Here is a 21,525-nt window from a genome sequence, read left to right as displayed (position 1 = left end):
CAGTACCTGTGGGAGCGGCCTTGTGCCGCGAAGCAGGCGACGCGGAGGATGGCACCGGCTTCGCCGGTGTTCGCGGGGCTAGCCCGCTCCTACAGGAATAACGCCAGCTTTGGACATTTGAGCAAGACAGTTGCTCCCACAGGGGCCACGCAGGCATTGGAAGCTGCACAAACCCGGTAGGAGCGGCTTTAGCCGCAAAGAGGCCAGCACAGGCAACATACCTTCAACCGGGCTGCTGGGTTCTCAACTTCTCGCTACGCCCGCGCAACCACTCCAGGGTCAGCAGCAGTATCACCGAGAAGGCGATCAACAAGGTGGCCGCCGCCGCAATCGTCGGGCTCAGGTTTTCGCGGATGCCACTGAACATCTGCCGTGGCAGGGTCGCCTGCTCCGGGCCGGCGAGGAACAACGTCACCACCACCTCGTCGAACGACGTGGCAAAGGCGAACAACGCCCCCGAAATGACCCCGGGCGCGATCAGCGGCAGGGTGACCCGGCGGAAGGTCAGCAGCGGCGAGGCGCCCAGGCTGGCCGCCGCGCGTACTAGGTTGTAATTGAAGCCTTGCAGGGTCGCCGACACGGTAATGATGACGAACGGCACACCCAGCACCGCATGCACCAGAATCAGCGAAGTGAAGCTGTTGCCCATGCCAAGCGGGGCGAAGAACAGGTAGCTGGCCACACCGATGATCACCACCGGCACCACCATCGGCGAAATCACCAGCGCCATGACCAGCGACTTGCCCGGGAAATCGCCACGGGTGAGGCCGATCGCCGCCAGGGTGCCGAACACCATGGCCAGCACCGTGGCCGCCGGGGCGACGATGATGCTGTTCTTCAAGGCGCGCATCCATTCGGCCGAACCGAAGAAGTCCTGGTACCAGTGCAGCGAGAAGCCCTGCAACGGGTACACCAGGAAGCTGCCACTGTTGAACGACAGCGGCACGATCACCAGCACCGGCAGGATGAGGAACAGCAGGACCAGACCGCAAAGAATACGCAGGCTGTAGAACCACACCCGCTCCACGGGCGACATGTAAGGGCTCAGCATGACAAGGCTCCTCAGCTCAGGCGCAGGCGGCTGGCGCCGACCAGCCAGCTATAAATCAGGTACAACAACACGGTCGCCAGCAGCAACAGCCCGCCCAGCGCGGTGGCCATGCCCCAGTTGATGCTGGTGTTGGTGTAGAAGGCGACGAAGTAGCTGACCATCTGGTCGTTCGGGCTGCCCAGCAACGCCGGGGTGATGTAGTAGCCGATGGCCAGAATGAACACCAGCAGGCATCCCGCGCCAACACCGGCGTAGGTCTGCGGGAAGTACACCCGCCAGAAGCTGGCGAACGGGTGGCAGCCCAGCGAGATCGCCGCGCGCATGTAGCTGGGCGAAATGCCCTTCATCACGCTGTACAGCGGCAGAATCATGAACGGCAACAGGATGTGCACCATCGAGATGTACACGCCGGTACGGTTGAACACCAGTTCCAGTGGCTGGTCGATGATGCCCATGGCCATCAGCGCACTGTTGATCAGGCCACCGGACTGCAGCAGCACGATCCACGCGGCCACTCGCACCAGGATCGAAGTCCAGAACGGCAGCAGCACGAGGATCATCAGCAGGTTGCTCTGCCGGGTCGGCAGGTTGGCCAGCAGGTAAGCCAACGGGTAGGCCAGCACCAGGCAGATGGCAGTAATCACCACACCCATCCACAGGGTGCGGGCAAAGATGTCCAGGTAGATGGCCTGGTCCGGTGTGGCCTTGGCCAGCTCGCCAAGGTCATCTATACGATGGTCGAGCGAGGCCAGCAGGTAGAACGAGGTCACCGTGCTGGTGTTGCGGCGGATCGCCTGCCAGTAGGCCGGGTCACCCCAACGCTCGTCGAGCGCCTGCAAGGCATCTTTATAGGAAGCGGGTTCGCTCTTGAATGGCAGCGCCCGCGCGGTCTTGGCCAACAGGCTGCGGTAGCCGGCCAGCTCCATGTTCAGGCGTTTGGACAGGTCGCCCAGGGTCTGGTTCTTGCGCGATTCGGCCAGGTCCAGGCTCAGCGCCTTGTATACGTCCTCGCCCGGCAGGCTCTTGCCGTCCCACTGGGTGATGACCTCCACCGTACGCGGCAGACCGCCAACCACTTCCGGGTTGCCGACGCTCTTGTACAGCAGTGCCGCGATCGGCACCAGGAACACCAGCAGGAGAAACAGCGCCAGCGGCGCGATCAACGCCTGCGCCTTCCAGCGGTTGACCCGCTCGGCGTGCTTGAGGCGCTGCTTGAGACTTGGACCTGCGCCTTCGTTGAGGGGCACTGCAATGGCCATGGCGAACTCCGCAATACAGGCTGAAATAGGGGCCGCCAGGCGGCCCCGCACACCGGCTGTTACTTCTTCGCCGCCCAGGCGTTGAAGCGTTGCTCCAGTTGCTCGCTGTTGTCGGCCCAGAAGGCCACGTCGATCTGCACCTGGTTGGCAATGTTCTCAGGCGTGGTCGGCATGTCTTTCTTCACCTCGTCCGACAGCAGGCTCACGGCTTTCGAGTTGGCCGGGCCGTAGGCGATGTTCTCGGAATAGGTCTTCTGCTGCTCGGGCTGCACGCTGAAGGCGATGAATTTCTTCGCCTCGTCGGCGTCCTTGGCCCCTTTCGGGATGGCCCAGGCGTCGAAGTCGTAGATGCCGCCGTTCCATACCACCTTGAGGTTGCTCTCTTTCTGCACGGCGGCGATGCGGCCGTTGTAGGCCGAGCTCATGACCACGTCACCGGATGCCAGGTACTGCGGCGGCTGGGCGCCGGCTTCCCACCACTGGATGCTTGGCTTGAGTTCGTCGAGCTTCTTGAACGCGCGGTCCACGCCCTCTTTGGTGCCCAGCACCTGATAGACGTCCTTCGGCGCGACACCATCGGCCATCAGGGCGAATTCCAGGGTGTACTTGGCGCCCTTGCGCAGGCCGCGCTTGCCCGGGAATTTCTTGGTGTCCCAGAAATCCGCCCAACTGGTGGGTGCGGTCTTCAGCTTGTCGGCGTTGTAGGCCAGCACCGTCGACCACACGAAGAAGCCCACGCCACAGGGCTGGATGGCACCTGGCACGTAGTCGGCCTCGTTGCCGAACAGGGCCGGGTCGAGTTCTTCGAACATGCCCTCATCACAACCGCGGGCCAGCTCTGGCGACTCCACTTCCACCAGGTTCCACGACACACTCTTGGTGTCGACCATGGCTTTGACCTTGGCCATCTCGCCGTTGTATTCGCCAGCGACGATCTTGCCCTTGCCGGCCTTCTCCCATGGCTCATAGAACGCCTTGACCTGGGCCGCCTTGTTGGCACCACCGAAGGACACCACGGTCAGGTCTGCGGCCATGGCCTGGCCAGCGGCGAACAGCCCCAGGGCCAGGGCGGTCAGTTTCAACTGCTTGCGCATTATTATTCTCTCCACAGTACAGGGTTGGTGAAGCAATCCATCAATGGGCTTCGGCAATCGGATCGAGCGCGCGGGCGTGCTCCACCTCCCAGCCCAGCGGTACTACATCGCCCACGGCCAGGGCCGGGTCGAGCTCGGCAATGGGCTGCTTCACGAAGAAGTCGCCCTTGCCGCAAACTTCCAGGCGCACCCGTACGTGGTCGCCCAGGTAGATGAATTCGGCCACCCGCCCAGAGAAGCGGTTCACGCAGCGCTCGCTGTGGCCGTTCAGGCGTACACGCTCCGGGCGGATCGACAGGGTCACCGGCTCGCCGGCCTGGCCGACATTCACCGCCAGCGCCTCGACCCGCTCGCCACGCGCCAGCTGCACCTGGCAGCGTTTGCCATCGCTGGCCAGCAAGGTGCCATTGATACGGTTGTTCTCGCCGATGAAGTTGGCCACGAAGGTGTTGCAGGGCTCTTCGTACAAGGTGCGCGGGTCGGCGATCTGCTGGATCTCGCCCTGGTGGAACACCGCCACGCGGTCAGACATGGTCAGCGCTTCGCCCTGGTCGTGGGTCACGTAGACTACGGTTACGCCCAGGCGCTGGTGGATGTGCTTGATCTCCATCTGCATGTGCTCACGCAACTGCTTGTCGAGGGCACCCAGCGGTTCGTCCATCAGCACCAGCTGTGGCTCGAACACCAGGGCACGGGCCAGGGCCACGCGCTGCTGCTGACCGCCGGACAGCTGGCCCGGGTAGCGTTTGGCGAAGGCGTCGAGCTGGACCATGTTCAGCACGCGCTTGACCCGCTCGCTGATGTCGGTCTTGCTCAGGTTGCGCACGGTCAGCGGGAAAGCCAGGTTCTCGGCCACGGTCATGTGCGGGAACAGCGCGTAGTTCTGGAACACCATGCCGATGTCGCGCTTGTGCGGTGGCACGTTGTTGATCGAACGCCCGGCCAGCTGGATTTCACCGGCGGTGGGGGTCTCGAAGCCGGCCAGCATCATCAGGCTGGTGGTCTTGCCCGAGCCGGACGGGCCGAGCAGGGTGAGGAATTCGCCCTTGCGGATATCCAGGTTGAGGTCTTTGACGATCAGCGACTCGCCGTCGTAGCTCTTCTGCACACCACGGAAGCTGACCAGCGTTTCGCTGGTTGCAGCGTTCGACTTCGCCTCGCTCATGCCTGCACCTTCTTGTTGGATGACTGCGTAGGCAGAAGAGTAGAGAAGGCGCAGGCGCGCGGAAATCGGGGGTGCTGAGAGAATGCCATCATCCGGATGGAAGATTTATTGTAGGGATTTCCCTACAAGGATGGCGGGTTTGGAACGCTCATCCGAGCCACCCGCCAAACCTGTGGGAGCGGGCAAACCCGCGAAAGGGCAGGTTCAGCCATGGAGATCCGCAGGTCAGGCGCTTTCGCGGGGACGCCCGCTCCCACAGGGACCTCGGCAAGTTCCGAGAACAGGCATGTCGCAATCAGACCAGCTTGTGCTCCATGGCGTACTTCACCAACTCTGCCAGCGAGTTCACCTTCAGCTTCTGCATCAACCGCGCCTTGTGCGTGCTGATGGTCTTGCTCGACAGCGCCAGCTGCTGGGCGATGTCGTTGACGTTGGCACCCTGGGCCAGGCGCTCGAACACCGAAAACTCGCGCTCCGACAATAGCGTGTGCAACGGCCGTGACTCGGTCAGGCCCACTTCGAACACCATGCGGTCGGCCAGCGCCGGGTCGATATAGCGCCCCCCGGCAGCAACCCGGCGAATGGCGGTCAGCAACAGCGCCGGGTCGCTGTCCTTGGTGGCGTAGCCCGCCGCCCCGGCCTTCAGTGCACGCGCCGCCATCTGCGCCTCATCGTGCATCGACAACATCAGGATCGCCGGCGCGTCATGCAGTGCCCGGATCCGCGGGATCGCCTCCAGGCCATTCACGCCCGGCATCGAGATATCCAGCAACACGACTTCGCACGGCGTATGGCGCAGGGTTTCCAGCAGTTGCTCGCCGTTAGCTGCCTCCCCCGCCACCTGCATGTCCTTGGCCAGGCCAATCAACTGCTTGATGCCTTCGCGGACAATGGTGTGGTCTTCGGCCACCAGCACTCGAATCACGATCGCTCTCCTACTCCAACGGAATGGCCACGCTCAGGCTGGTGCCTTCGCCCGGCTCACTGTCCAGCGCCATGCTGCCGCCCAGCATCAGCACCCGTTCACGCACACCTACCAGGCCAAACGACGCAGGCCGAGGCTGGTCGCGGCAGAACCCTTGCCCATCATCGCTGACGGTCATGCGCAATTGCCCGTGCTCATGCACCAGTTCGATCTCCACACTGTGCGCCTGGGCGTGACGCATCACGTTGGTCAGCGCCTCCTGGAGAATACGGAACAGCCCAGTGGCCTTGGCATCGCTCAATGCTGGCAGATTATCCGGTACTTGTACCAGGCAGGGGATTTGCGTGCGCGCCTCGAAGCGCCGCGCCTGCCATTCGATGGCCGAGGCGATGCCGGCATCGAGGATCGGCGGGCGCAAGGCGGTGGCCACATCACGCACCAGCTGGAACAGCTGGGCGATCAAGCGCTTCATGCTGTCCAGGCGCTCGTGCAGGCCTGGGTCCAGCTCGGCAAAGGCCAGTTCGCACATCGACACTTCCAGCTTGAGCACGGTCAGCATCTGCCCCAGTTCATCGTGCACTTCGCGGGCGATGCGGGCCTTTTCTTCCTCGCGCACGCTCTCCAGATGAGCCGACAATTCGCGCAGTTGCTCCTGAGACCTGGCTAGCGCCAACTCGGCCCGCTTGCCCTGGGTGATGTCCCACACCACGCCATCCCATACCACGCGGCCATCGGCCAGGCGACGGGTACTGGCCTTGATGTCGGCCCAGCGCTGTTCGCCCTGACGGGTCAGGATACGCCCCTGCCAGGACCAGTCCTGGTCGCTGGCCAGGGCCAGGTCCTGTACCCGGTGGTAATCAGCACGGTCGTCGGGGTGCACCAGGTTGCGCAGGCCCATCTGCGGGTGCTGGATCTCGCTGGGCGCATACCCCACCAGCGCCTCGCTGCCCTCGCTGATGTAAGGGAACTCCAGGTCACCCTCGGCCGGGTCGCGTTCCAGGCGGAACACCAGCCCCGGCACGTTGCCGGCAATCCCCTTGAGCCGCGCCTCGCTTTCTCGCAGCGCCGCCAGGGCGCGATGGCGCTCGGTGACATCGGCGAGGTAAACCACCAGGTACTCGGAATCACGAAAGCGCAGGAAGCTCAGCGACAACTCCACCGGCAGCAGGCTTTGGTCGGCCCGCCGGCATTGCGTCTCGAACTGGCCGACACCGCCTTCCCCGGTGCGCGCGCCCTTCCATAGCTCCAGCCAGCGGTCCATGGTCAGGTTGGGTTCGAAGGTGCTCAGCGGCCGCTCCAGCAGCTCGCCTTCACCGTAGCCCAGCATGCGTTCGGCGGCGTGGTTGGCGTAGCGTACATGGCTGTCCCAGTTGACCCAGAGGATGCCCACCGTGCTCTGGTCGATGGCGAACTGGCTCAGGCGCAGTGCTTCCTCGCGCACCTGCCGCTCTGCCAGGTTCTCCCGCGTGGCCAGCAGGCTGCGCTCCAGCTGGCGTTGCTGCCGGCGTTGCCACACCAGGGTCGCCAACGCGCACAGCAGCAACATGCCGGACAACAAGGCCAGGTTCTGCCAGAAACCGGTCGACTCACTCAGGCGCGGGTATTTCGGCTGCAGCCAACGCTGGTGCAGTTGCTCCAGCTCCTTGGCCGGCAGCGCCTGCAGGCCACGCTCCAGCACATCGGCCAGCAGCGGCTGGTCGCGCCGCGAACCGATGCGCAGCAGCTGCGGCAAGCCGATGTCACCCACCACCGCCAGCTCACCGAACTCGCTCTCGCGTGACAGGCGGCTGAGCTGGGCTTCGTCCAGCACCGCGAAACTGGCCTGGCCGCCCACCACCAACTGCAACGCTTCGCGCTCGTTGGGCACCCCTTGCAGGTTGAGGTTGTTGTAGTTAGCACGCAGGTAGTCCGCCAGCTGGCTGGGCATGCGTACCGCCACACGTTGCTCGGCTTCGAGTTTTTCCAGCTCCACGGCCATGGCCCCGGTGCGAGGCCCGACCACCAGTTGCGGCACGCGCATGTAGGGGTCGCTGAACAACCACAGGCGCAGGCTGGCGGGAGTCTGGGTCAGGCCCGGGGCAAAGTCGATCTCACCCGCCTGCAGGGCATGTTCGAGGCTGGCCTGGTCAGCGAAATTGCGCCAGGTCAGGTCCAGGCGCAGCGCCTGTGCCAGGCTGCTGACCAACTCCACATTGGCCCCGTATAGCTGCTGCAGGCGCCGGTCGAACTGGGCGTAAGGCGCCTGCAGCACCAGGCCGACGCGCAGGCTGCGATGGGTGTCCAGCCATTGCTGTTGCGCAGGTTCCAGCACTACCGAGGGCTGCGCCTCGGGTTGGGCCAACGCCATCAAGGGCAGCCATAAACAGCCGATAACCAACAGGCGACGCATTCGCTTCATCTACACGCTCGTCTTGGCAAAGGCGGCCATGCGGCATGGCCGTCACGGGCAAATACTATTAGGCTGCCGGTATCATTCTGGTCTTGGGTTGATTCATGTCCACACTTTATCGCACGACGCTGGCAATGTGCTGCCTGGCCTCGTTCCTTCCACTCGGCGCCCTGGCCGCCGAGGCCGAACAACCGCCTGCTGCCAGCGAGGCCCCGGCCGCACCAGCCCCACGCCCGCCGTTGCTGGAGCGTAGCCAAGAGGACGCCCAGGCGCTCGAACGGCTGGTGCCCAAGGCCGAGCAACAGACGCTGCAGGGCGGTGCCGAAAGCTTCCTGGCACTGTGGAAACCGGCCAACGACAGCGACCCGCAAGGGGCCGTGATCATCGTGCCCGGGGCTGGCGAAACGGCCGATTGGCCAAACGCGGTCGGCCCGCTGCGGCAGAAATTCCCCGATGTCGGCTGGCACAGCCTGAGCATCAGCCTGCCCGACCTGCTCGCCGACAGCCCACAGGCGCGGGTCGAAGCCAAGCCCGCTGCCAAGCCGGCGCCAGAACAGGGCGAAAGCGCCCCAGCCAAGGACCTGCCGGCCGATGCCAACGCCAACGTCGCCCAGGCCACCGCGGCCGATGCCGACACGGCAGAAAGCACCGATGCCGAACAGGCCAGCGAGCAAACCGACCCGGCCGATGCCGCGCGCATTTTTGCGCGGCTGGACGCCGCGGTGGCCTTCGCCCAGCAGCACAACGCCCGCAGCATCGTGTTGATCGGCCATGGCAGCGGCGCGTATTGGGCGGCCCGCTACCTGAGCGAAACGCAGCCACCGCAGGTACAGAAGCTGGTGATGGTGGCCGCGCAGACACCGGCGCGAGTGGAACATGACCTGGAAAGCCTGGTACCGACCTTGAGGGTGCCGACTGCCGATATCTACTACGCCACCCGTAGCGGTGACCGCAGCGCCGCCGCGCAGCGCCTGCAGGCCAGCAAGCGGCAGAAGGACAGCCAGTACCGGCAGTTGTCGCTGATTGCCATGCCCGGGAACAAGGCGGCTGAACAGGAGCAGCTGTTCCGCCGGGTGCGGGGGTGGATGAGCCCGCAAGGCTGAGGTTGTGTTGCGCCGGTAAGATCGAGCGCCGCCCGCGCGGCGCTCGATTTACGCATCACCGCAAACTCCAGCCAGGTACCTGTCAAAGCCCTCGCCGTTTGCGGATCAAGGCGTAGGCCTGGTGCAACTCCCGCGTACGCTCGGTCGCTTCACGTAGTTGTGCCTCGCTCGCCCCCGTTCCCGCCAGCTTGTCTGGGTGGTGGCGGCTGACCAGCCGACGATAGGCTTGCTTGACTTTGTCGCCGTCGGTATCCGCCTCGACCGCCAACAGCCGCAGCGCGGCCGCATAGGTCATGGGCGCCTCGCGCGCACCGGCAGCCCTGCGCGGCTCGTACTCCAGCGACATGGCCTGAACCTGACGTCGACTCAGGCCCAGTTTCTGCCCCCAGTCCAGCAGCAGTTCGCGCTCCTTGTTGCCCATCTTGCCGTCGGCCCAGACCATGCGCCAACAGGCGCGCAGGGTACCTTCCGCGGCATGTGGCTGCTGGCGGATGCGCCGCAAATGCCCGCTCAGCCGGTCCTTGCCAGCCTTGCCGCGGTTGAACGCGGCAATCGCGCGCAACCGCGCCTCTTCGGCCAGGTCCAGGCGCACCATTTCCTGACGCGCCTGCTGGATATGCTGCTCGGCCACCCGGCCATCGCACTTGGCCAGACGACCGAGCATCACGAACAGCAACTCATCGTCCGGCAAGGCCGGGCGCCCGCCCAGGCGTTCGCGCAGGTCGTCCCAGCCCTGCAAACGCAGGCGGCGGTCGATGAACTGCCCGAGCAAGGCGCCGAGCAGAGCGCCGGGGATACTGGCGACGGCGAAGCCGGCACCGGCACCAATCACCGTGCTTGGCCACCACATGTCAGGCGCGCTCGCCGATCAGGCGCTCGGCCTCGGCCAGGCGTTCGAGGGTACCGACATCCACCCAGTGCCCGCGGTAGTGTTCGCCACTGACCTGCCCCGCCGCCATGGCCTGACGCAGCAGCGGCGCCAGCTTGAAGGCCCCAGGCTGGCAGCCCTCGAACAGCGCCGGGTGCAGCACCGAGAGGCCGCTGAAGGTGAGCGTGCCAGGCGCATCATCGCCATCGACCACCTGTCCACCGACCAGGCGGAAGTCACCACGCCCATGGTGGCCCGGGTTATCGACCAGTACCAGGTGCGCCAGGCCTTGCAAGGGCGCCTGCAAGCGGGTGAAGTCATAGTCGGTCCAGACATCGCCGTTAACCAGCAGGAACGGTGCATCCCCCAGCAGTGGCAAGGCCCTGAAGATGCCACCGCCGGTTTCCAGCGGCTCGCCTTCCGGCGAATAGCGGATGCTCAGGCCGAAACGGCTGCCATCACCCAGGTGGTCTTCGATCTGCTGGCCAAGCCAGGCGTGGTTGATCACCACCTCGCTGATGCCCGCCGCGGCCAGGGCGCGCAAGTGATACTCGATCAGCGGCTGGCCCGCGACCGGAACCAATGGTTTAGGCGTATGCAGGGTCAACGGCCGCATGCGCTCGCCTTTGCCCGCTGCCAGGATCATTGCCTTCATGCACGCGCTCCGGCCTGCAACTCGGTAATCAGTTCGCCCAGCTCCGCCAATTCGGGCCGACGACCGATCACTTCTTCTATATAGGCGAAGAAACGCGGCACGTCGCCCAGGTAGCGCGGTTTGCCATCGCGGTGACAGATGCGGGCAAAGATGCCGATCACCTTGAGGTGGCGCTGCACACCCATCAGATCGCTGGCGCACTGGAATGCCTCGAAGTCAGCCTGCACCGGGACACCGGCAGCCCGCGCCTTTTGCCAGTAATCACGCAACCAGCCCTCGACACGCGCCTGAGGCCAGCTGATGAAGGCGTCCTTGAACAGGCAGGTGATGTCGTAGGTGACCGGGCCATAGACCGCGTCCTGGAAGTCCAGCACACCGGGGTTGGGCGTGCTCTGCATCAGGTTGCGCGGCATGTAGTCGCGGTGCACCAGCACCTTGGGCTGGGCCAGGGCGCTGTCGATCAGCAGCTGGCTGACCCGCTGCCAGACGGCTTTCTGGGCATCGCTGAAGGCCAGGCCAAGCTCACGGCCCACGTACCACTCGGGGAACAGCTCGACTTCGCGGCGCAACAAGGCGTCGTCGTAGCTGGGCAGCGGCGCGTCCATCGGCAGGCGCTGGAAGGCCAGCAGGGCGTCGATGGCATCGCTGAACAGGCTGTCGGCGTTGTCGGCATTGATGATGTCGAGGTAGGTCTGGCGGCCCAGGTCGCCCAGCAGCAGGAAGCCACGCTCGAGGTCCTGGGCATGGATCAGCGGCACATGCACGTCGGCGCTGGCCAGCAGGTGGTCAATGGCGACGAACGGTCGGCAGTTTTCCTGTGGTGGCGGCGCATCCATGATCACGAAGCTGTGCCCGGCGCCCTGCCAGCGGAAATAACGCCGGAAGCTGGCGTCGCTGCTGGCCGCGGTCAGACTGCCGGCGGGCACTTCGCCCCAGGCGTTTTTGCGGAAAAGATCTTTGAGCTGCTCATCGAGCCAGACCGTCAGTTGTTGCAGGCGTACATCGTGTTCAGGCATTACAAGGGTCTCCGACGGCCCTAGCCGTCAAGCGGGTCATGCTTTATTATCCAGCATCTTTTTCAGACCATCGAGAGGCGTGCGGCCCCACACGCGGGCAGATGGCACGCAGGAAGCCCGGACTAATAAGATGGCATTGAAATCCCCCGCGTTTCGTAGAAAGTTTCCGTTGCTGGTAACCGGCGGTCTGCTGGCCCTGCAACCTCTGGCCACGTCTTACGTGGTGGCAGCCGAACAGTTCGACTGCCAAGTGTCCGCCTCCGGTGGTTGGGACTGCAAGCCCAAGACCCCAGTCAACAACCTGCCGCCGCGCCCGGTGCATGAGGGTGCTGCCGTAAGCACCGGCACCGAAGCCGCGAGCGAAGGCGAAACGGCGGACCGGCCGATGCTGGTCACCGAAGCCAAGGGCCGTGCCCTGAAGTCGCGCAGCGAAGACTACAGCCACCTGGACTGGGTACCGCGAGAAAAGCTCACTGCCGCGCAGCTGGCCGAAACCGGCCCGTACTGTGGTGGCGCGTACATCGAGCCAACCCGCCCGGGCATGGCCGATACCACGCCGAAGGACGAGTCGCCGACCTACATCAACGCCAAGGTGTCCAAGTACCAGCAGGAGCAGCAGATCGCTACCCTCGCCGGTGACGTGGTCATGCGCCAGGGCAGCATGCAGGCCGAGGCGGACGAGGCGAACCTTTACCAGACCGAAAACCGTGGCGAGCTCAAGGGCAACGTCAAGATCCGTGACAACGGTTCGCTGGTAGTCGGTGACCAGGCGCAGATTCAGCTCGACACCGGCGAAGCCCAGGTCGACAACGCCGAATACGTGATGCACAAGTCGCACATCCGTGGCAGCGCCCTGTACGCCAAGCGTGGTGAAAACGCCATCATCCGCCTCAAGGATGGTACCTACACCACCTGCGAACCGGGCAGCAACGCCTGGCAGCTGAAGGGCAACAACATCACCCTGAACCCGGCCACCGGTTTCGGTACCGCGACCAACGTTACGCTGCGGGTCAAGGATTTCCCGGTGTTCTACACACCGTACATCTATTTCCCGATCGACGACCGTCGCCAGTCCGGCTTCCTGCCGCCATCGTTCAGCAGCACCAGCGACACCGGCTTCATGCTGGTCACGCCGTACTACTTCAACCTGGCGCCGAACTACGACGCCACGTTGTACCCGCGCTACATGACCAAGCGCGGCCTGCTGATGGAAGGCGAGTTCCGCTACCTGACGCCTTCCAGCGAAGGCCAGTTCGGTGGCGCGTACCTCAACGACAAGAACGACGACCGCAAAGACCAGACTGACTACAAAGAACAGCGCTGGATGACCAACTGGCAGCACAAGGGGGGCTTGAACGAGCGCCTGATGACCGAGGTGGACTACACCGACATCAGCGACCCGTTCTACTTCCAGGACCTGGAAACCGACCAGATTGGTGTGGAATCCCAGGACCTGCTGAACCAGCAGGGCGCGTTGACCTACCGGGGTGACAGCTACACCGCGCGGCTGAACGTGCATGCCTACGAGATGGCCACCATCTCGAGGATCACTCCGTATGATCGCCTGCCGCAGATTACCTTCAACGGTAAGCTGCCGTACGAACCAGGTGGGCTCAACATCGCCTACGAAACCGAGGCAGTCCGCTTCGATCGTGACCTGAAAGACGACTTCGTATTCGACAAGGACGGCAACCCGGACTTCTCCGCTGGTGCAGCAGGCCGTCGCCTGGACCAGAACGTCAGCGGTATCGCCCGTGCCAACGGCAACCGCTTCAATGTGGCACCGTCGATCAGCCTGCCGATGGAAGCCAGCTACGGCTTCCTGACCCCCAAGCTGAAATATGCGTACACCCATTACGACCTGGATCTGGACAGCCAGGGCAAGGCCCAGGCCATCGCGCAGTCGGCCAACCCGGCGTACGGCAGCTACAACAGCTCGTTGAACCGCGACATCCCGATCTTCAGCGTGGACAGCGGGCTCTACTTCGACCGCAAGACGTCGTTGTTCGGCACCAACTACAAGCAGACCCTCGAACCGCGCATGTTCTATCTCTACGTCCCGTATGAGGACCAGAAGGACATCCCGCTGTTCGACTCCGGTGAAACCCTGTTCAGCTACGACTCGCTGTTCCGTGACAACCGCTTCAGCGGCACCGACCGCATCGGTGACGAGAACAAGCTGTCGCTGGGCGTGACCACCCGCTGGATCGAGGACAATGGCTTCGAACGCCAGAACTTCAGCATTGGCCAGGCGTATTACTTCAAGGACCGCAAGGTCCAGCTGCCAGGCATCAATTACAAAGAGCGCACAGACTCGCAGTCCGACGTATCGCCGTACGCCCTGATGTACAACTACTTCTTCAACCGCGACTGGCGCTTCAATTCGGACTTCAACTGGGACCCGGACAGCCGCAGCACCCGTTCGGGCAGCGCGATGTTCCACTACCAGCCTGAAGACAACCCGAACAAGGTGGTCAACCTCGGTTATCGCTACCGTAACGACACCATCTCCTACGACTCCGCGACCGGTACCTGGAAAGTGGGCGGCGGCGACTACGGCGTACCGGGTAGCCCGAACTACATCAAGGACTACTACAAGATCCAGCAGCATGACTTCTCGGTCATCTGGCCGATCGTTCCGCAGTGGAGCGTCATTGCGCGCTGGCAGCATGACTACAACCGCAACCGCACCTTGGAAGCCATGGGCGGTTTCGAATACGACAACTGCTGCTGGAAGCTGCGTCTGATCAACCGTTACTGGATGGACTACGACGACTTCAGCCAGGCGCTTCCGACGAACGAAAAAGGCGACCATGGCATCTTCCTTCAGATCGTCCTGAAGGGTCTCGGTGGTGTAGTCGGCAACAAGGTCGAGTCTTTCCTCGACGAAGGCATTCAAGGTTACCGTGAACGTGAAGACCAAGCTTATTGATCGACTGCGCCCAGCGTTGCTGGGCGTCGCATTGCTGAGTGGCGCGGTGCATGCCGCGGTGCAACCTCTTGATCGCGTGGTGGCCATCGTCGACAACGACGTGGTCATGCAAAGCCAGCTGGACCAGCGCATCCACGAAGTGCAGCAGACCATCGCCAAACGTGGCGGCGGCGTGCCGCCGACGGGTGCCCTGGAGCAGCAGGTGCTGGAGCGCCTGATCGTCGAGAACCTGCAGCTGCAGATCGGCGAACGCTCCGGCATCCGCATCACCGACGAAGAGCTGAACCAGGCCATCGGCACCATTGCCCAGCGCAATGGCATGTCGCTGGACCAGTTCCGCGCGGCCCTGGCCCGTGACGGCTTGTCGTTCGACGACGCCCGCGAGCAGGTCAAACGCGAGATGATCATCAGCCGCGTGCGCCAGCGCCGCGTGGCCGAGCGCATCCAGGTGTCCGAGCAGGAGGTGAAGAACTACCTCAACTCCGACCTCGGCAAGATGCAGATGTCGGAAGAGTACCGCCTGGCCAACATCCTCATCCCGACCCCGGAAGCGGCCAGCTCGGATGACATCCAGAAGGCTGCGCGCAAGGTCGGTGACCTGTACCAGCAACTGCGTCAGGGCGCCGACTTCGGCCAGATGGCAATTGCCAACTCGGCCAGCGAAAACGCCCTGGAAGGCGGCGAGATGGGCTGGCGCAAAGCCGGCCAGCTGCCACCGGACTTCGCCAAGATGCTCAGCAGCATGCCGGTTGGCGAAATCACCCAGCCGATCCGCATTCCCAACGGTTTCATCATCCTCAAGCTCGAGGAGAAGCGCGGCGGCAGCGAGAACGTGCTGCGTGACGAAGTGCACGTGCGCCACATCCTGATCAAGCCGAGCGAAATCCGCAGCGAGGCGGCCACCGAGCAACTGGCCGAGCGCCTGTACGAGCGCATCAAGAACGGCGAAGACTTTGGCGAACTGGCGAAGAGCTTCTCGGAAGACCCAGGCTCGGCGCTCAACGGCGGCGACCTCAACTGGGTAGACCCGAACAGCCTGGTGCCCGAGTTCCGCGAGCAGATGGCCAACGCCACCCAAGGCGAAGTCACCCGTCCGTTCAAGACCCAGTACGGCTGGCATGTCCTGGAAGTGCTGGGCCGCCGCGCCACCGACAGCACCGAGCAGGCTCGCGAACAGCAGGCCCTGAGCGTACTGCGTAACCGCAAGTACGACGAAGAGCTGCAAACCTGGCTGCGCCAGATTCGCGACGAAGCCTACGTTGAAATCAAGCTGCCTGGCGCTGACCAGGCCGCCCAGTGAAGCCCCTGCGCTTCGCCGTCACCCCCGGCGAACCAGCCGGCATAGGCCCCGACCTGTGCTTGCTGCTCGCCGCAGACGCCCAGCCGCACCCTCTGATCGCCATCACCAGCCGTGACCTGCTTGCCGAGCGGGCCACGCAGTTGGGGCTGGCTGTCGACCTGCTGCCGGTAGCGCCGGGCCAATGGCCCGAGCAGCCGGCACCGGCGGGCAGCCTGTACGTCTGGGACACCCCCCTGGCGGCCCCGGTGGTGCCAGGCCAGCTGGACAAGGCCAATGCCGCGTTCGTGCTGCAAACCCTGACCCGCGCTGGGCAAGGCTGCCTGGACGGGCACTTCGCCGGGATGATCACCGCCCCGGTGCACAAGGGCGTCATCAACGAAAGCGGCATCGCCTTTTCCGGGCATACCGAATTCCTCGCCGAACTGACCCATACCGCACAGGTGGTGATGATGCTGGCCACCCACGGCCTGCGCGTGGCCCTGGTGACCACGCACCTGCCGCTGCGTGACATTGCCGAGGCCATCACTGCCGAGCGCGTCGAACGTGTGACCCGCATCCTGCATGCAGACATGCGTGACAAGTTCGGCATTGCCAACCCGCGCATCCTGGTATGCGGCCTCAACCCGCACGCGGGTGAAGGTGGCCACCTGGGCCGCGAGGAAATCGACATCATCGAGCCGACCCTGGCCCGCCTGCGCACCGAGGGCATGGACCTGCGCGGGCCGCTGCCGGCCGATACCCTGTTTACCCCCAAGTATCTGGAGCACTGCGACGCAGTGCTGGCGATGTACCACGACCAGGGCCTGCCCGTACTCAAGTACAAAGGTTTTGGCGCAGCCGTGAACGTCACCCTGGGCCTGCCGATCATCCGCACGTCGGTTGACCACGGCACCGCCCTGGACCTTGCCGGCAGCGGCAAGGTCGACACCGGCAGCCTGCGCGTCGCGCTGGACACCGCCTATCAGATGGCCGAGAACCGACCATGAACGAGCAATACCAACACCGGGCGCGCAAGCGCTTCGGCCAGAACTTCCTGCACGACGCCGGCATCATCGACCGCATCCTGCGCGCCATCAACGCCAAGGCCGGTGAACACCTGCTGGAAATCGGCCCGGGCCAGGGCGCCCTGACCGAAGGCCTGCTGGGCAGCGGCGCACAGCTGGACGTAGTGGAGCTGGACAAGGACCTGGTGCCGATCCTGCAACACAAGTTCGCCAACCGCAGCAACTTCCGCCTGCACCAGGGCGACGCGCTGAAGTTCGATTTCAACCAGCTGGGTGTACCACCGCGCAGCCTCAAGGTAGTGGGTAACCTGCCCTACAACATTTCCACCCCGCTGATCTTCCACCTGCTCAGCCACGCCGGGCTGATCCGCGACATGCATTTCATGTTGCAGAAGGAGGTGGTCGAGCGCATGGCCGCAGGCCCTGGCGGTGGTGACTGGGGGCGGTTGTCGATCATGGTGCAGTACCACTGCCGCGTCGAACACCTGTTCAACGTCGGCCCGGGCGCCTTCAATCCGCCGCCGAAAGTGGACTCGGCGATCGTCCGCCTGGTGCCGCACGAAGTGTTGCCGCACCCCGCCAAGGATGCGCAACTGCTGGAGCGCGTGGTACGCGAGGCGTTCAACCAGCGCCGCAAGACCCTGCGCAATACCATGAAGGGCCTGCTCGACAGCGCGGCCATCGAGGCAGCAGGTGTAGACGGCAGCCTGCGCCCTGAACAGCTGGACCTGGCGGCCTTCGTGCGCCTGGCTGACCAGCTGGCCGACCAGCAGGCCTGACAGCCTGGATCAGCCTTTTCGCGGGCACGCCCGCGAAGAGGCCGGTACCGACCATAGCTATCTCCAAGCCGCCACACCGCTGGCCCTCCCCCCGCTCAATGGCCTAGACTGCATTATTGCGTCAGTTCTCCCAAGGCCCTTGCATGTCCGACCCCCGCTATCAGATCGACGTCAGCGTCGTGACCCGCTACCTCAAAGAACAATCCGACCCTGAAAACAGTCGTTTCGCTTTCGCCTACACCATCACCGTGCAGAACAACGGCTCGCTCAAGGCCAAGCTGCTGTCGCGCCACTGGCTGATCACCAACGGTGACGGCGAAGTCGAAGAAGTGCGCGGCGCTGGCGTGGTCGGCCAGCAGCCCAACATCGACCCTGGCCAGAGCCACACCTACAGCAGCGGTGCCGTGATCAGCACCCGCGTAGGCACCATGCAAGGCAGCTATCAGATGTTCGCCGAAGACGGCAAACGCTTCGATGCGCCGATCGCCCCCTTCCGCCTGGCGGTGCCCGGAGCGTTGCACTGATGGCCACCTACGCTGTCGGGGATCTGCAGGGCTGCCTGCAGCCACTCAAGTGCCTGCTCGAACGCGTCAGCTTCAACCCCGCCGTCGACCGCCTGTGGCTGGTCGGTGACCTGGTCAACCGCGGCCCCGAGTCGCTGGAAACCCTGCGCTTCTTGTATTCGATCCGCCAGTCGCTGGTATGCGTGCTGGGCAACCATGACCTGCACCTGCTGGCCGTATGGCATAACGTCGAACGCCTGAAGAAAAGCGACACCCTGCGCGAGATCATCGAAGCGCCGGACGCCGACCAGCTGTTCGACTGGCTGCGCCAGCAGAAACTGCTGCACTACGACGAGCCCCGGGGCATTGCCCTGGTGCACGCCGGCATTCCACCGCAATGGACCTTGGGCAAGGCCCTGGCCCTGGCCGGTGAGGTCGAGGAAGTGCTGCGTGACGACAGCCGCCTGAAGCAGTACCTGGACGGCATGTACGGCAACGAGCCGAACAAGTGGAGCAAGAACCTCTGCGGCGTCGAACGCCTGCGGGTCATCACCAACTACCTCACGCGCATGCGCTTCTGCACTGCCGAGGGCAAACTCGACCTCAAGAGCAAGGAAGGCCTGGACACCGCCCCCAAAGGCTACAAGCCCTGGTTCGCGCACAAGGAGCGCCGCTCACGCCACGTGAAGATCATCTTCGGCCACTGGGCGGCCCTGCTGGGCCAGGTTGACGAACCCGGCATCATTGCCCTGGACACCGGCTGCGTGTGGGGTGGCGCCATGACCCTGTACAACGTCGACAGCGGCGAATACCACCGCTGTGACTGCGCCGACGACGGCACCCTGCGCCAACCGGCACAACCCACTACACTCAACGACCCCACCTGAAGGAAGTAGTAACCATGAGCGAATTCAAGCGCATCCCTCCCGAGCAGGCCTTGGAGCTTCGCAAGAAAGAAGGTGCGGTCGTCGTCGATATTCGCGACCCTCAGGCTTTCGCCGCCGGCCACATTACCGGTGCCAAGCATCTGGATAACCAGTCGGTCGCCGAGTTCATTCGCAACGCCGACCTCGATGCCCCGACCTTGGTGGTGTGCTACCACGGCAACTCCAGCCAGAGCGCCGCAGCCTACCTGGTCAACCAGGGGTTTTCCGACGTTTACAGCGTCGACGGCGGCTTCGAACTGTGGCGCGCCACCTACCCGGCCGAGACCGCCCAAGGCGCTGCCGAATAATTTTTTCATCTACACTGCAGCCCGCGCACAGCGTGGGCTCGCGGCTTATCTGACGAACGGTCGGCCGCAACTTCTCCGTACCTCGCCCTTGACCTTGCGGATAACCAACTATTCTTAAGCGCAGGCCATCCAGAAAAAGGGGAGAGCCGGTACACCGGCGTGCGGGTCATCGGTAGCGTTACAGGGTGTTTGGGGGGTATACAGCAATCGGTAACCCCGGTTGCGTGCCAGCATCAGCTGACTGATCCGGCGTCGTCTCCACGTATCGAGCGAGGTGACGTCATGAGTATTTTTAGCCACTTCCAACAACGTTTCGAGTCAACGCGCCAGGAAGAATTAACGCTGCAGGAGTACCTCGAGCTGTGCAAAGAGGATCGCAGTGCCTACGCATCGGCAGCCGAACGCCTGTTGCTGGCCATCGGTGAGCCAGAGCTGATCGACACCTCTACCAACTCCAGGCTGTCGCGTATCTTCTCCAACAAGGTCATCCGCCGCTATCCGGCGTTTGCCGACTTCCATGGCATGGAAGAGTGCATCGACCAGATCGTGTCGTACTTCCGCCACGCCGCCCAAGGCCTGGAAGAGAAGAAGCAGATCCTCTACCTGCTGGGCCCGGTGGGCGGCGGTAAATCGTCGCTGGCGGAAAAACTCAAGCAGCTGATGGAAAAGGTACCGTTCTACGCCATCAAGGGCTCGCCGGTGTTCGAGTCGCCATTGGGGCTGTTCAATGCCAGCGAAGACGGGGCGATCCTCGAGGAGGAATTCGGCATCCCGCGGCGCTACCTGAACACTATCATGTCGCCTTGGGCCACCAAGCGCCTGCAGGAGTTCGGCGGCGACATCAGCAAGTTCAAGGTGGTGAAGCTGTACCCGTCGATCCTCAACCAGGTCGCCATCGCCAAGACCGAACCGGGTGACGAGAACAACCAGGACATCTCGGCCCTGGTCGGCAAGGTGGATATCCGCAAGCTCGAGGAATTCCCGCAGAACGACGCCGACGCCTACAGTTATTCGGGCGCGCTGTGCCGGGCCAACCAGGGCCTGATGGAATTCGTCGAGATGTTCAAGGCCCCGATCAAGGTCTTGCACCCGTTGCTCACCGCCACCCAGGAAGGTAACTACAACAGTACCGAAGGCCTCGGTGCCATCCCCTACTCCGGGATTCTCCTGGCCCACTCCAACGAATCGGAGTGGCACACCTTCCGCAACAACAAGAACAACGAGGCGTTCATCGACCGGATCTACATCGTCAAGGTGCCGTACTGCCTGCGCGTCAGCGACGAAATCAAGATCTACGACAAGCTGCTGATCAACAGTTCGCTGGCCAAGGCCCACTGCGCCCCGGACACGCTGAAGATGCTGGCCCAGTTCACTGTGCTTTCGCGCCTGAAAGAGCCGGAAAACTCAAACATCTACTCGAAAATGCGGGTGTACGACGGGGAAAACCTCAAGGACACCGATCCAAAGGCCAAGTCGATCCAGGAATACCGCGATGCCGCAGGCGTCGACGAGGGCATGAACGGCCTGTCGACCCGCTTCGCGTTCAAGATCCTGTCCAAGGTGTTCAACTTCGACCCGCATGAAGTGGCTGCCAACCCGGTGCACCTGCTGTACGTGCTGGAACAGCAGATCGAGCAGGAACAGTTCCCTGCCGAAGTGCGCGAGCGCTACCTGCGCTACCTGAAGGAGTACCTGGCACCGCGCTACATCGAGTTCATCGGCAAGGAAATCCAGACCGCCTATCTCGAGTCCTACAGCGAGTACGGGCAGAACATCTTCGACCGCTACGTGCTGTACGCCGACTTCTGGATCCAGGACCAGGAATACCGCGACCCGGAAACCGGCGAAATTCTCAACCGTATCGCCCTCAACGAAGAACTGGAGAAGATCGAGAAGCCGGCCGGCATCAGCAACCCGAAAGATTTCCGCAACGAAATCGTCAACTTCGTGCTGCGTGCGCGGGCCAACAACAACGGCAAGAACCCGAGCTGGCTGAGCTATGAGAAGCTGCGAGTGGTAATCGAGAAGAAAATGTTCTCCAACACCGAGGACCTGCTGCCGGTCATCAGTTTCAACGCCAAGGCCAGCAAGGAGGACCAACAGAAACACAACGACTTCGTCACGCGCATGGTGGAACGTGGCTACACCGACAAACAGGTTCGCCTGCTGTCGGAATGGTATCTGCGGGTCAGGAAATCGCAATAAAGCGGCAAGCTACAAGCCGCAAGCTCCAGGCTGTACGGCGCCG

18 protein-coding genes are annotated in these 21,525 nt (G+C 63.5%); 9 read left to right on the top strand and 9 right to left on the bottom strand.

The features are described 5' to 3' along the window. Positions 1-223 precede the first annotated feature (223 nt). The 6 genes from QSV36_RS12115 to QSV36_RS12090 all read right to left on the bottom strand — a co-directional run bounded on the left by QSV36_RS12115 (position 224) and on the right by QSV36_RS12090 (position 7,892). Positions 224-1,051, bottom strand: coding sequence for an ABC transporter permease (locus tag QSV36_RS12115; protein WP_186675045.1), 828 nt, complete (start codon positions 1,049-1,051; stop codon positions 224-226). 11 nt (positions 1,052-1,062) lie between these two features. After that, positions 1,063-2,310 carry an ABC transporter permease gene (locus QSV36_RS12110; RefSeq protein WP_289131803.1) on the bottom strand — a complete coding sequence of 416 codons (1,248 nt, stop codon included), beginning with the start codon at positions 2,308-2,310 and terminating at the stop codon, positions 1,063-1,065. Between the two features lie 59 nt (positions 2,311-2,369). Then, positions 2,370-3,404, bottom strand: a complete 1,035-nt coding sequence (locus QSV36_RS12105) for an ABC transporter substrate-binding protein (RefSeq protein WP_186690128.1) — start codon at positions 3,402-3,404, stop codon at positions 2,370-2,372. 40 nt (positions 3,405-3,444) lie between these two features. Beyond that, on the bottom strand, positions 3,445-4,569 hold the full coding sequence (locus QSV36_RS12100; protein WP_170027961.1) for an ABC transporter ATP-binding protein: 1,125 nt from the start codon (positions 4,567-4,569) through the stop codon (positions 3,445-3,447). 295 nt (positions 4,570-4,864) lie between these two features. After that, positions 4,865-5,497, bottom strand: a complete 633-nt coding sequence (locus tag QSV36_RS12095; protein ID WP_170034010.1) for a response regulator — start codon at positions 5,495-5,497, stop codon at positions 4,865-4,867. A 7-nt stretch (positions 5,498-5,504) separates the two neighbouring features. Further along, positions 5,505-7,892, bottom strand: a complete 2,388-nt coding sequence (locus QSV36_RS12090; RefSeq protein ID WP_289131798.1) for a PAS domain-containing sensor histidine kinase — start codon at positions 7,890-7,892, stop codon at positions 5,505-5,507. Positions 7,893-7,987: 95 nt separating this feature from the next. Between QSV36_RS12090 and QSV36_RS12085 the strand changes: the two genes are divergently transcribed. Continuing rightward, positions 7,988-8,986 (top strand): alpha/beta hydrolase family protein, encoded by a 999-nt coding sequence (locus tag QSV36_RS12085; protein ID WP_289131796.1) that lies wholly within the window; start codon positions 7,988-7,990, stop codon positions 8,984-8,986. Between the two features lie 82 nt (positions 8,987-9,068). Here QSV36_RS12085 and QSV36_RS12080 read toward each other — a convergent pair whose 3' ends face one another. Genes QSV36_RS12080 through QSV36_RS12070 form a run of 3 tightly spaced genes read right to left on the bottom strand, consistent with a single transcriptional unit; the run spans position 9,069 to position 11,525 of the window. Then, on the bottom strand, positions 9,069-9,836 hold the full coding sequence (locus tag QSV36_RS12080; protein WP_225780143.1) for a TerB family tellurite resistance protein: 768 nt from the start codon (positions 9,834-9,836) through the stop codon (positions 9,069-9,071). Between the two features lies 1 nt (position 9,837). Beyond that, positions 9,838-10,509 (bottom strand): N-acetylmuramate alpha-1-phosphate uridylyltransferase MurU, encoded by a 672-nt coding sequence (murU, locus tag QSV36_RS12075; protein WP_289131794.1) that lies wholly within the window; start codon positions 10,507-10,509, stop codon positions 9,838-9,840. Then, on the bottom strand, positions 10,506-11,525 hold the full coding sequence (locus QSV36_RS12070; RefSeq protein ID WP_289131793.1) for an aminoglycoside phosphotransferase family protein: 1,020 nt from the start codon (positions 11,523-11,525) through the stop codon (positions 10,506-10,508). Before QSV36_RS12070 ends, murU begins: the two co-directional genes overlap by 4 nt. Positions 11,526-11,655: 130 nt before the next feature. Between QSV36_RS12070 and QSV36_RS12065 the strand changes: the two genes are divergently transcribed. From QSV36_RS12065 to QSV36_RS12030, 8 genes are all read left to right on the top strand, one after another. Further along, complete coding sequence (locus QSV36_RS12065; RefSeq protein ID WP_289131791.1) at positions 11,656-14,457, top strand: LPS-assembly protein LptD; 2,802 nt, start codon at positions 11,656-11,658, stop codon at positions 14,455-14,457. Beyond that, the gene (gene surA / locus QSV36_RS12060; RefSeq protein ID WP_289131790.1) at positions 14,438-15,757 is read left to right on the top strand and encodes a peptidylprolyl isomerase SurA; all 1,320 of its coding nucleotides are present in this window, start codon (positions 14,438-14,440) and stop codon (positions 15,755-15,757) included. The genes QSV36_RS12065 and surA overlap by 20 nt, the downstream gene beginning before the upstream one ends. Continuing rightward, positions 15,754-16,743: a 4-hydroxythreonine-4-phosphate dehydrogenase PdxA gene (gene pdxA / locus QSV36_RS12055; RefSeq protein WP_289131789.1), complete on the top strand. Its 990-nt coding sequence runs from the start codon at positions 15,754-15,756 to the stop codon at positions 16,741-16,743. Before surA ends, pdxA begins: the two co-directional genes overlap by 4 nt. After that, a complete protein-coding gene (gene rsmA / locus QSV36_RS12050; protein WP_225780137.1) occupies positions 16,740-17,540 on the top strand; it encodes a 16S rRNA (adenine(1518)-N(6)/adenine(1519)-N(6))-dimethyltransferase RsmA in 801 nt (266 codons plus the stop codon). The genes pdxA and rsmA overlap by 4 nt, the downstream gene beginning before the upstream one ends. A 143-nt stretch (positions 17,541-17,683) precedes the next feature. Then, positions 17,684-18,064: a Co2+/Mg2+ efflux facilitator ApaG/CorD gene (gene apaG, locus QSV36_RS12045; protein ID WP_225780136.1), complete on the top strand. Its 381-nt coding sequence runs from the start codon at positions 17,684-17,686 to the stop codon at positions 18,062-18,064. Then, positions 18,064-18,930 carry a symmetrical bis(5'-nucleosyl)-tetraphosphatase gene (locus QSV36_RS12040; protein ID WP_225780135.1) on the top strand — a complete coding sequence of 289 codons (867 nt, stop codon included), beginning with the start codon at positions 18,064-18,066 and terminating at the stop codon, positions 18,928-18,930. The genes apaG and QSV36_RS12040 overlap by 1 nt, the downstream gene beginning before the upstream one ends. 14 nt (positions 18,931-18,944) lie before the next feature. Further along, positions 18,945-19,277 carry a thiosulfate sulfurtransferase GlpE gene (gene glpE, locus QSV36_RS12035; RefSeq protein WP_289131787.1) on the top strand — a complete coding sequence of 111 codons (333 nt, stop codon included), beginning with the start codon at positions 18,945-18,947 and terminating at the stop codon, positions 19,275-19,277. A gap of 282 nt (positions 19,278-19,559) precedes the next feature. Continuing rightward, positions 19,560-21,482, top strand: a complete 1,923-nt coding sequence (locus QSV36_RS12030) for a PrkA family serine protein kinase (RefSeq protein WP_289131786.1) — start codon at positions 19,560-19,562, stop codon at positions 21,480-21,482. Positions 21,483-21,525: the final 43 nt, after the last annotated feature.

Origin of the sequence: Pseudomonas sp. BCRC 81390, from assembly GCF_030341915.1 — a bacterium.
Lineage (GTDB): Bacteria > Pseudomonadota > Gammaproteobacteria > Pseudomonadales > Pseudomonadaceae > Aquipseudomonas.
Note: the sequence above shows the minus strand (reverse complement) of the source record. Positions and strands in the feature narration are given on the sequence as shown.

What these genes read in the sequence shown, in the direction of transcription:
- QSV36_RS12115 (WP_186675045.1), bottom strand. Translation starts at nt 1,051, where the DNA reads ATGCTGAGCCCTTACATGTCGCCCGTGGAGCGGGTGTGGTTCTACAGC.
- QSV36_RS12110 (WP_289131803.1), bottom strand. Translation starts at nt 2,310, where the DNA reads ATGGCCATTGCAGTGCCCCTCAACGAAGGCGCAGGTCCAAGTCTCAAG.
- QSV36_RS12105 (WP_186690128.1), bottom strand. Translation starts at nt 3,404, where the DNA reads ATGCGCAAGCAGTTGAAACTGACCGCCCTGGCCCTGGGGCTGTTCGCC.
- QSV36_RS12100 (WP_170027961.1), bottom strand. Translation starts at nt 4,569, where the DNA reads ATGAGCGAGGCGAAGTCGAACGCTGCAACCAGCGAAACGCTGGTCAGC.
- QSV36_RS12090 (WP_289131798.1), bottom strand. Translation starts at nt 7,892, where the DNA reads ATGAAGCGAATGCGTCGCCTGTTGGTTATCGGCTGTTTATGGCTGCCC.
- QSV36_RS12085 (WP_289131796.1), top strand. Translation starts at nt 7,988, where the DNA reads ATGTCCACACTTTATCGCACGACGCTGGCAATGTGCTGCCTGGCCTCG.
- QSV36_RS12080 (WP_225780143.1), bottom strand. Translation starts at nt 9,836, where the DNA reads ATGTGGTGGCCAAGCACGGTGATTGGTGCCGGTGCCGGCTTCGCCGTC.
- murU (WP_289131794.1), bottom strand. Translation starts at nt 10,509, where the DNA reads ATGAAGGCAATGATCCTGGCAGCGGGCAAAGGCGAGCGCATGCGGCCG.
- QSV36_RS12070 (WP_289131793.1), bottom strand. Translation starts at nt 11,525, where the DNA reads ATGCCTGAACACGATGTACGCCTGCAACAACTGACGGTCTGGCTCGAT.
- QSV36_RS12065 (WP_289131791.1), top strand. Translation starts at nt 11,656, where the DNA reads ATGGCATTGAAATCCCCCGCGTTTCGTAGAAAGTTTCCGTTGCTGGTA.
- rsmA (WP_225780137.1), top strand. Translation starts at nt 16,740, where the DNA reads ATGAACGAGCAATACCAACACCGGGCGCGCAAGCGCTTCGGCCAGAAC.
- apaG (WP_225780136.1), top strand. Translation starts at nt 17,684, where the DNA reads ATGTCCGACCCCCGCTATCAGATCGACGTCAGCGTCGTGACCCGCTAC.
- QSV36_RS12040 (WP_225780135.1), top strand. Translation starts at nt 18,064, where the DNA reads ATGGCCACCTACGCTGTCGGGGATCTGCAGGGCTGCCTGCAGCCACTC.
- glpE (WP_289131787.1), top strand. Translation starts at nt 18,945, where the DNA reads ATGAGCGAATTCAAGCGCATCCCTCCCGAGCAGGCCTTGGAGCTTCGC.
- QSV36_RS12030 (WP_289131786.1), top strand. Translation starts at nt 19,560, where the DNA reads ATGAGTATTTTTAGCCACTTCCAACAACGTTTCGAGTCAACGCGCCAG.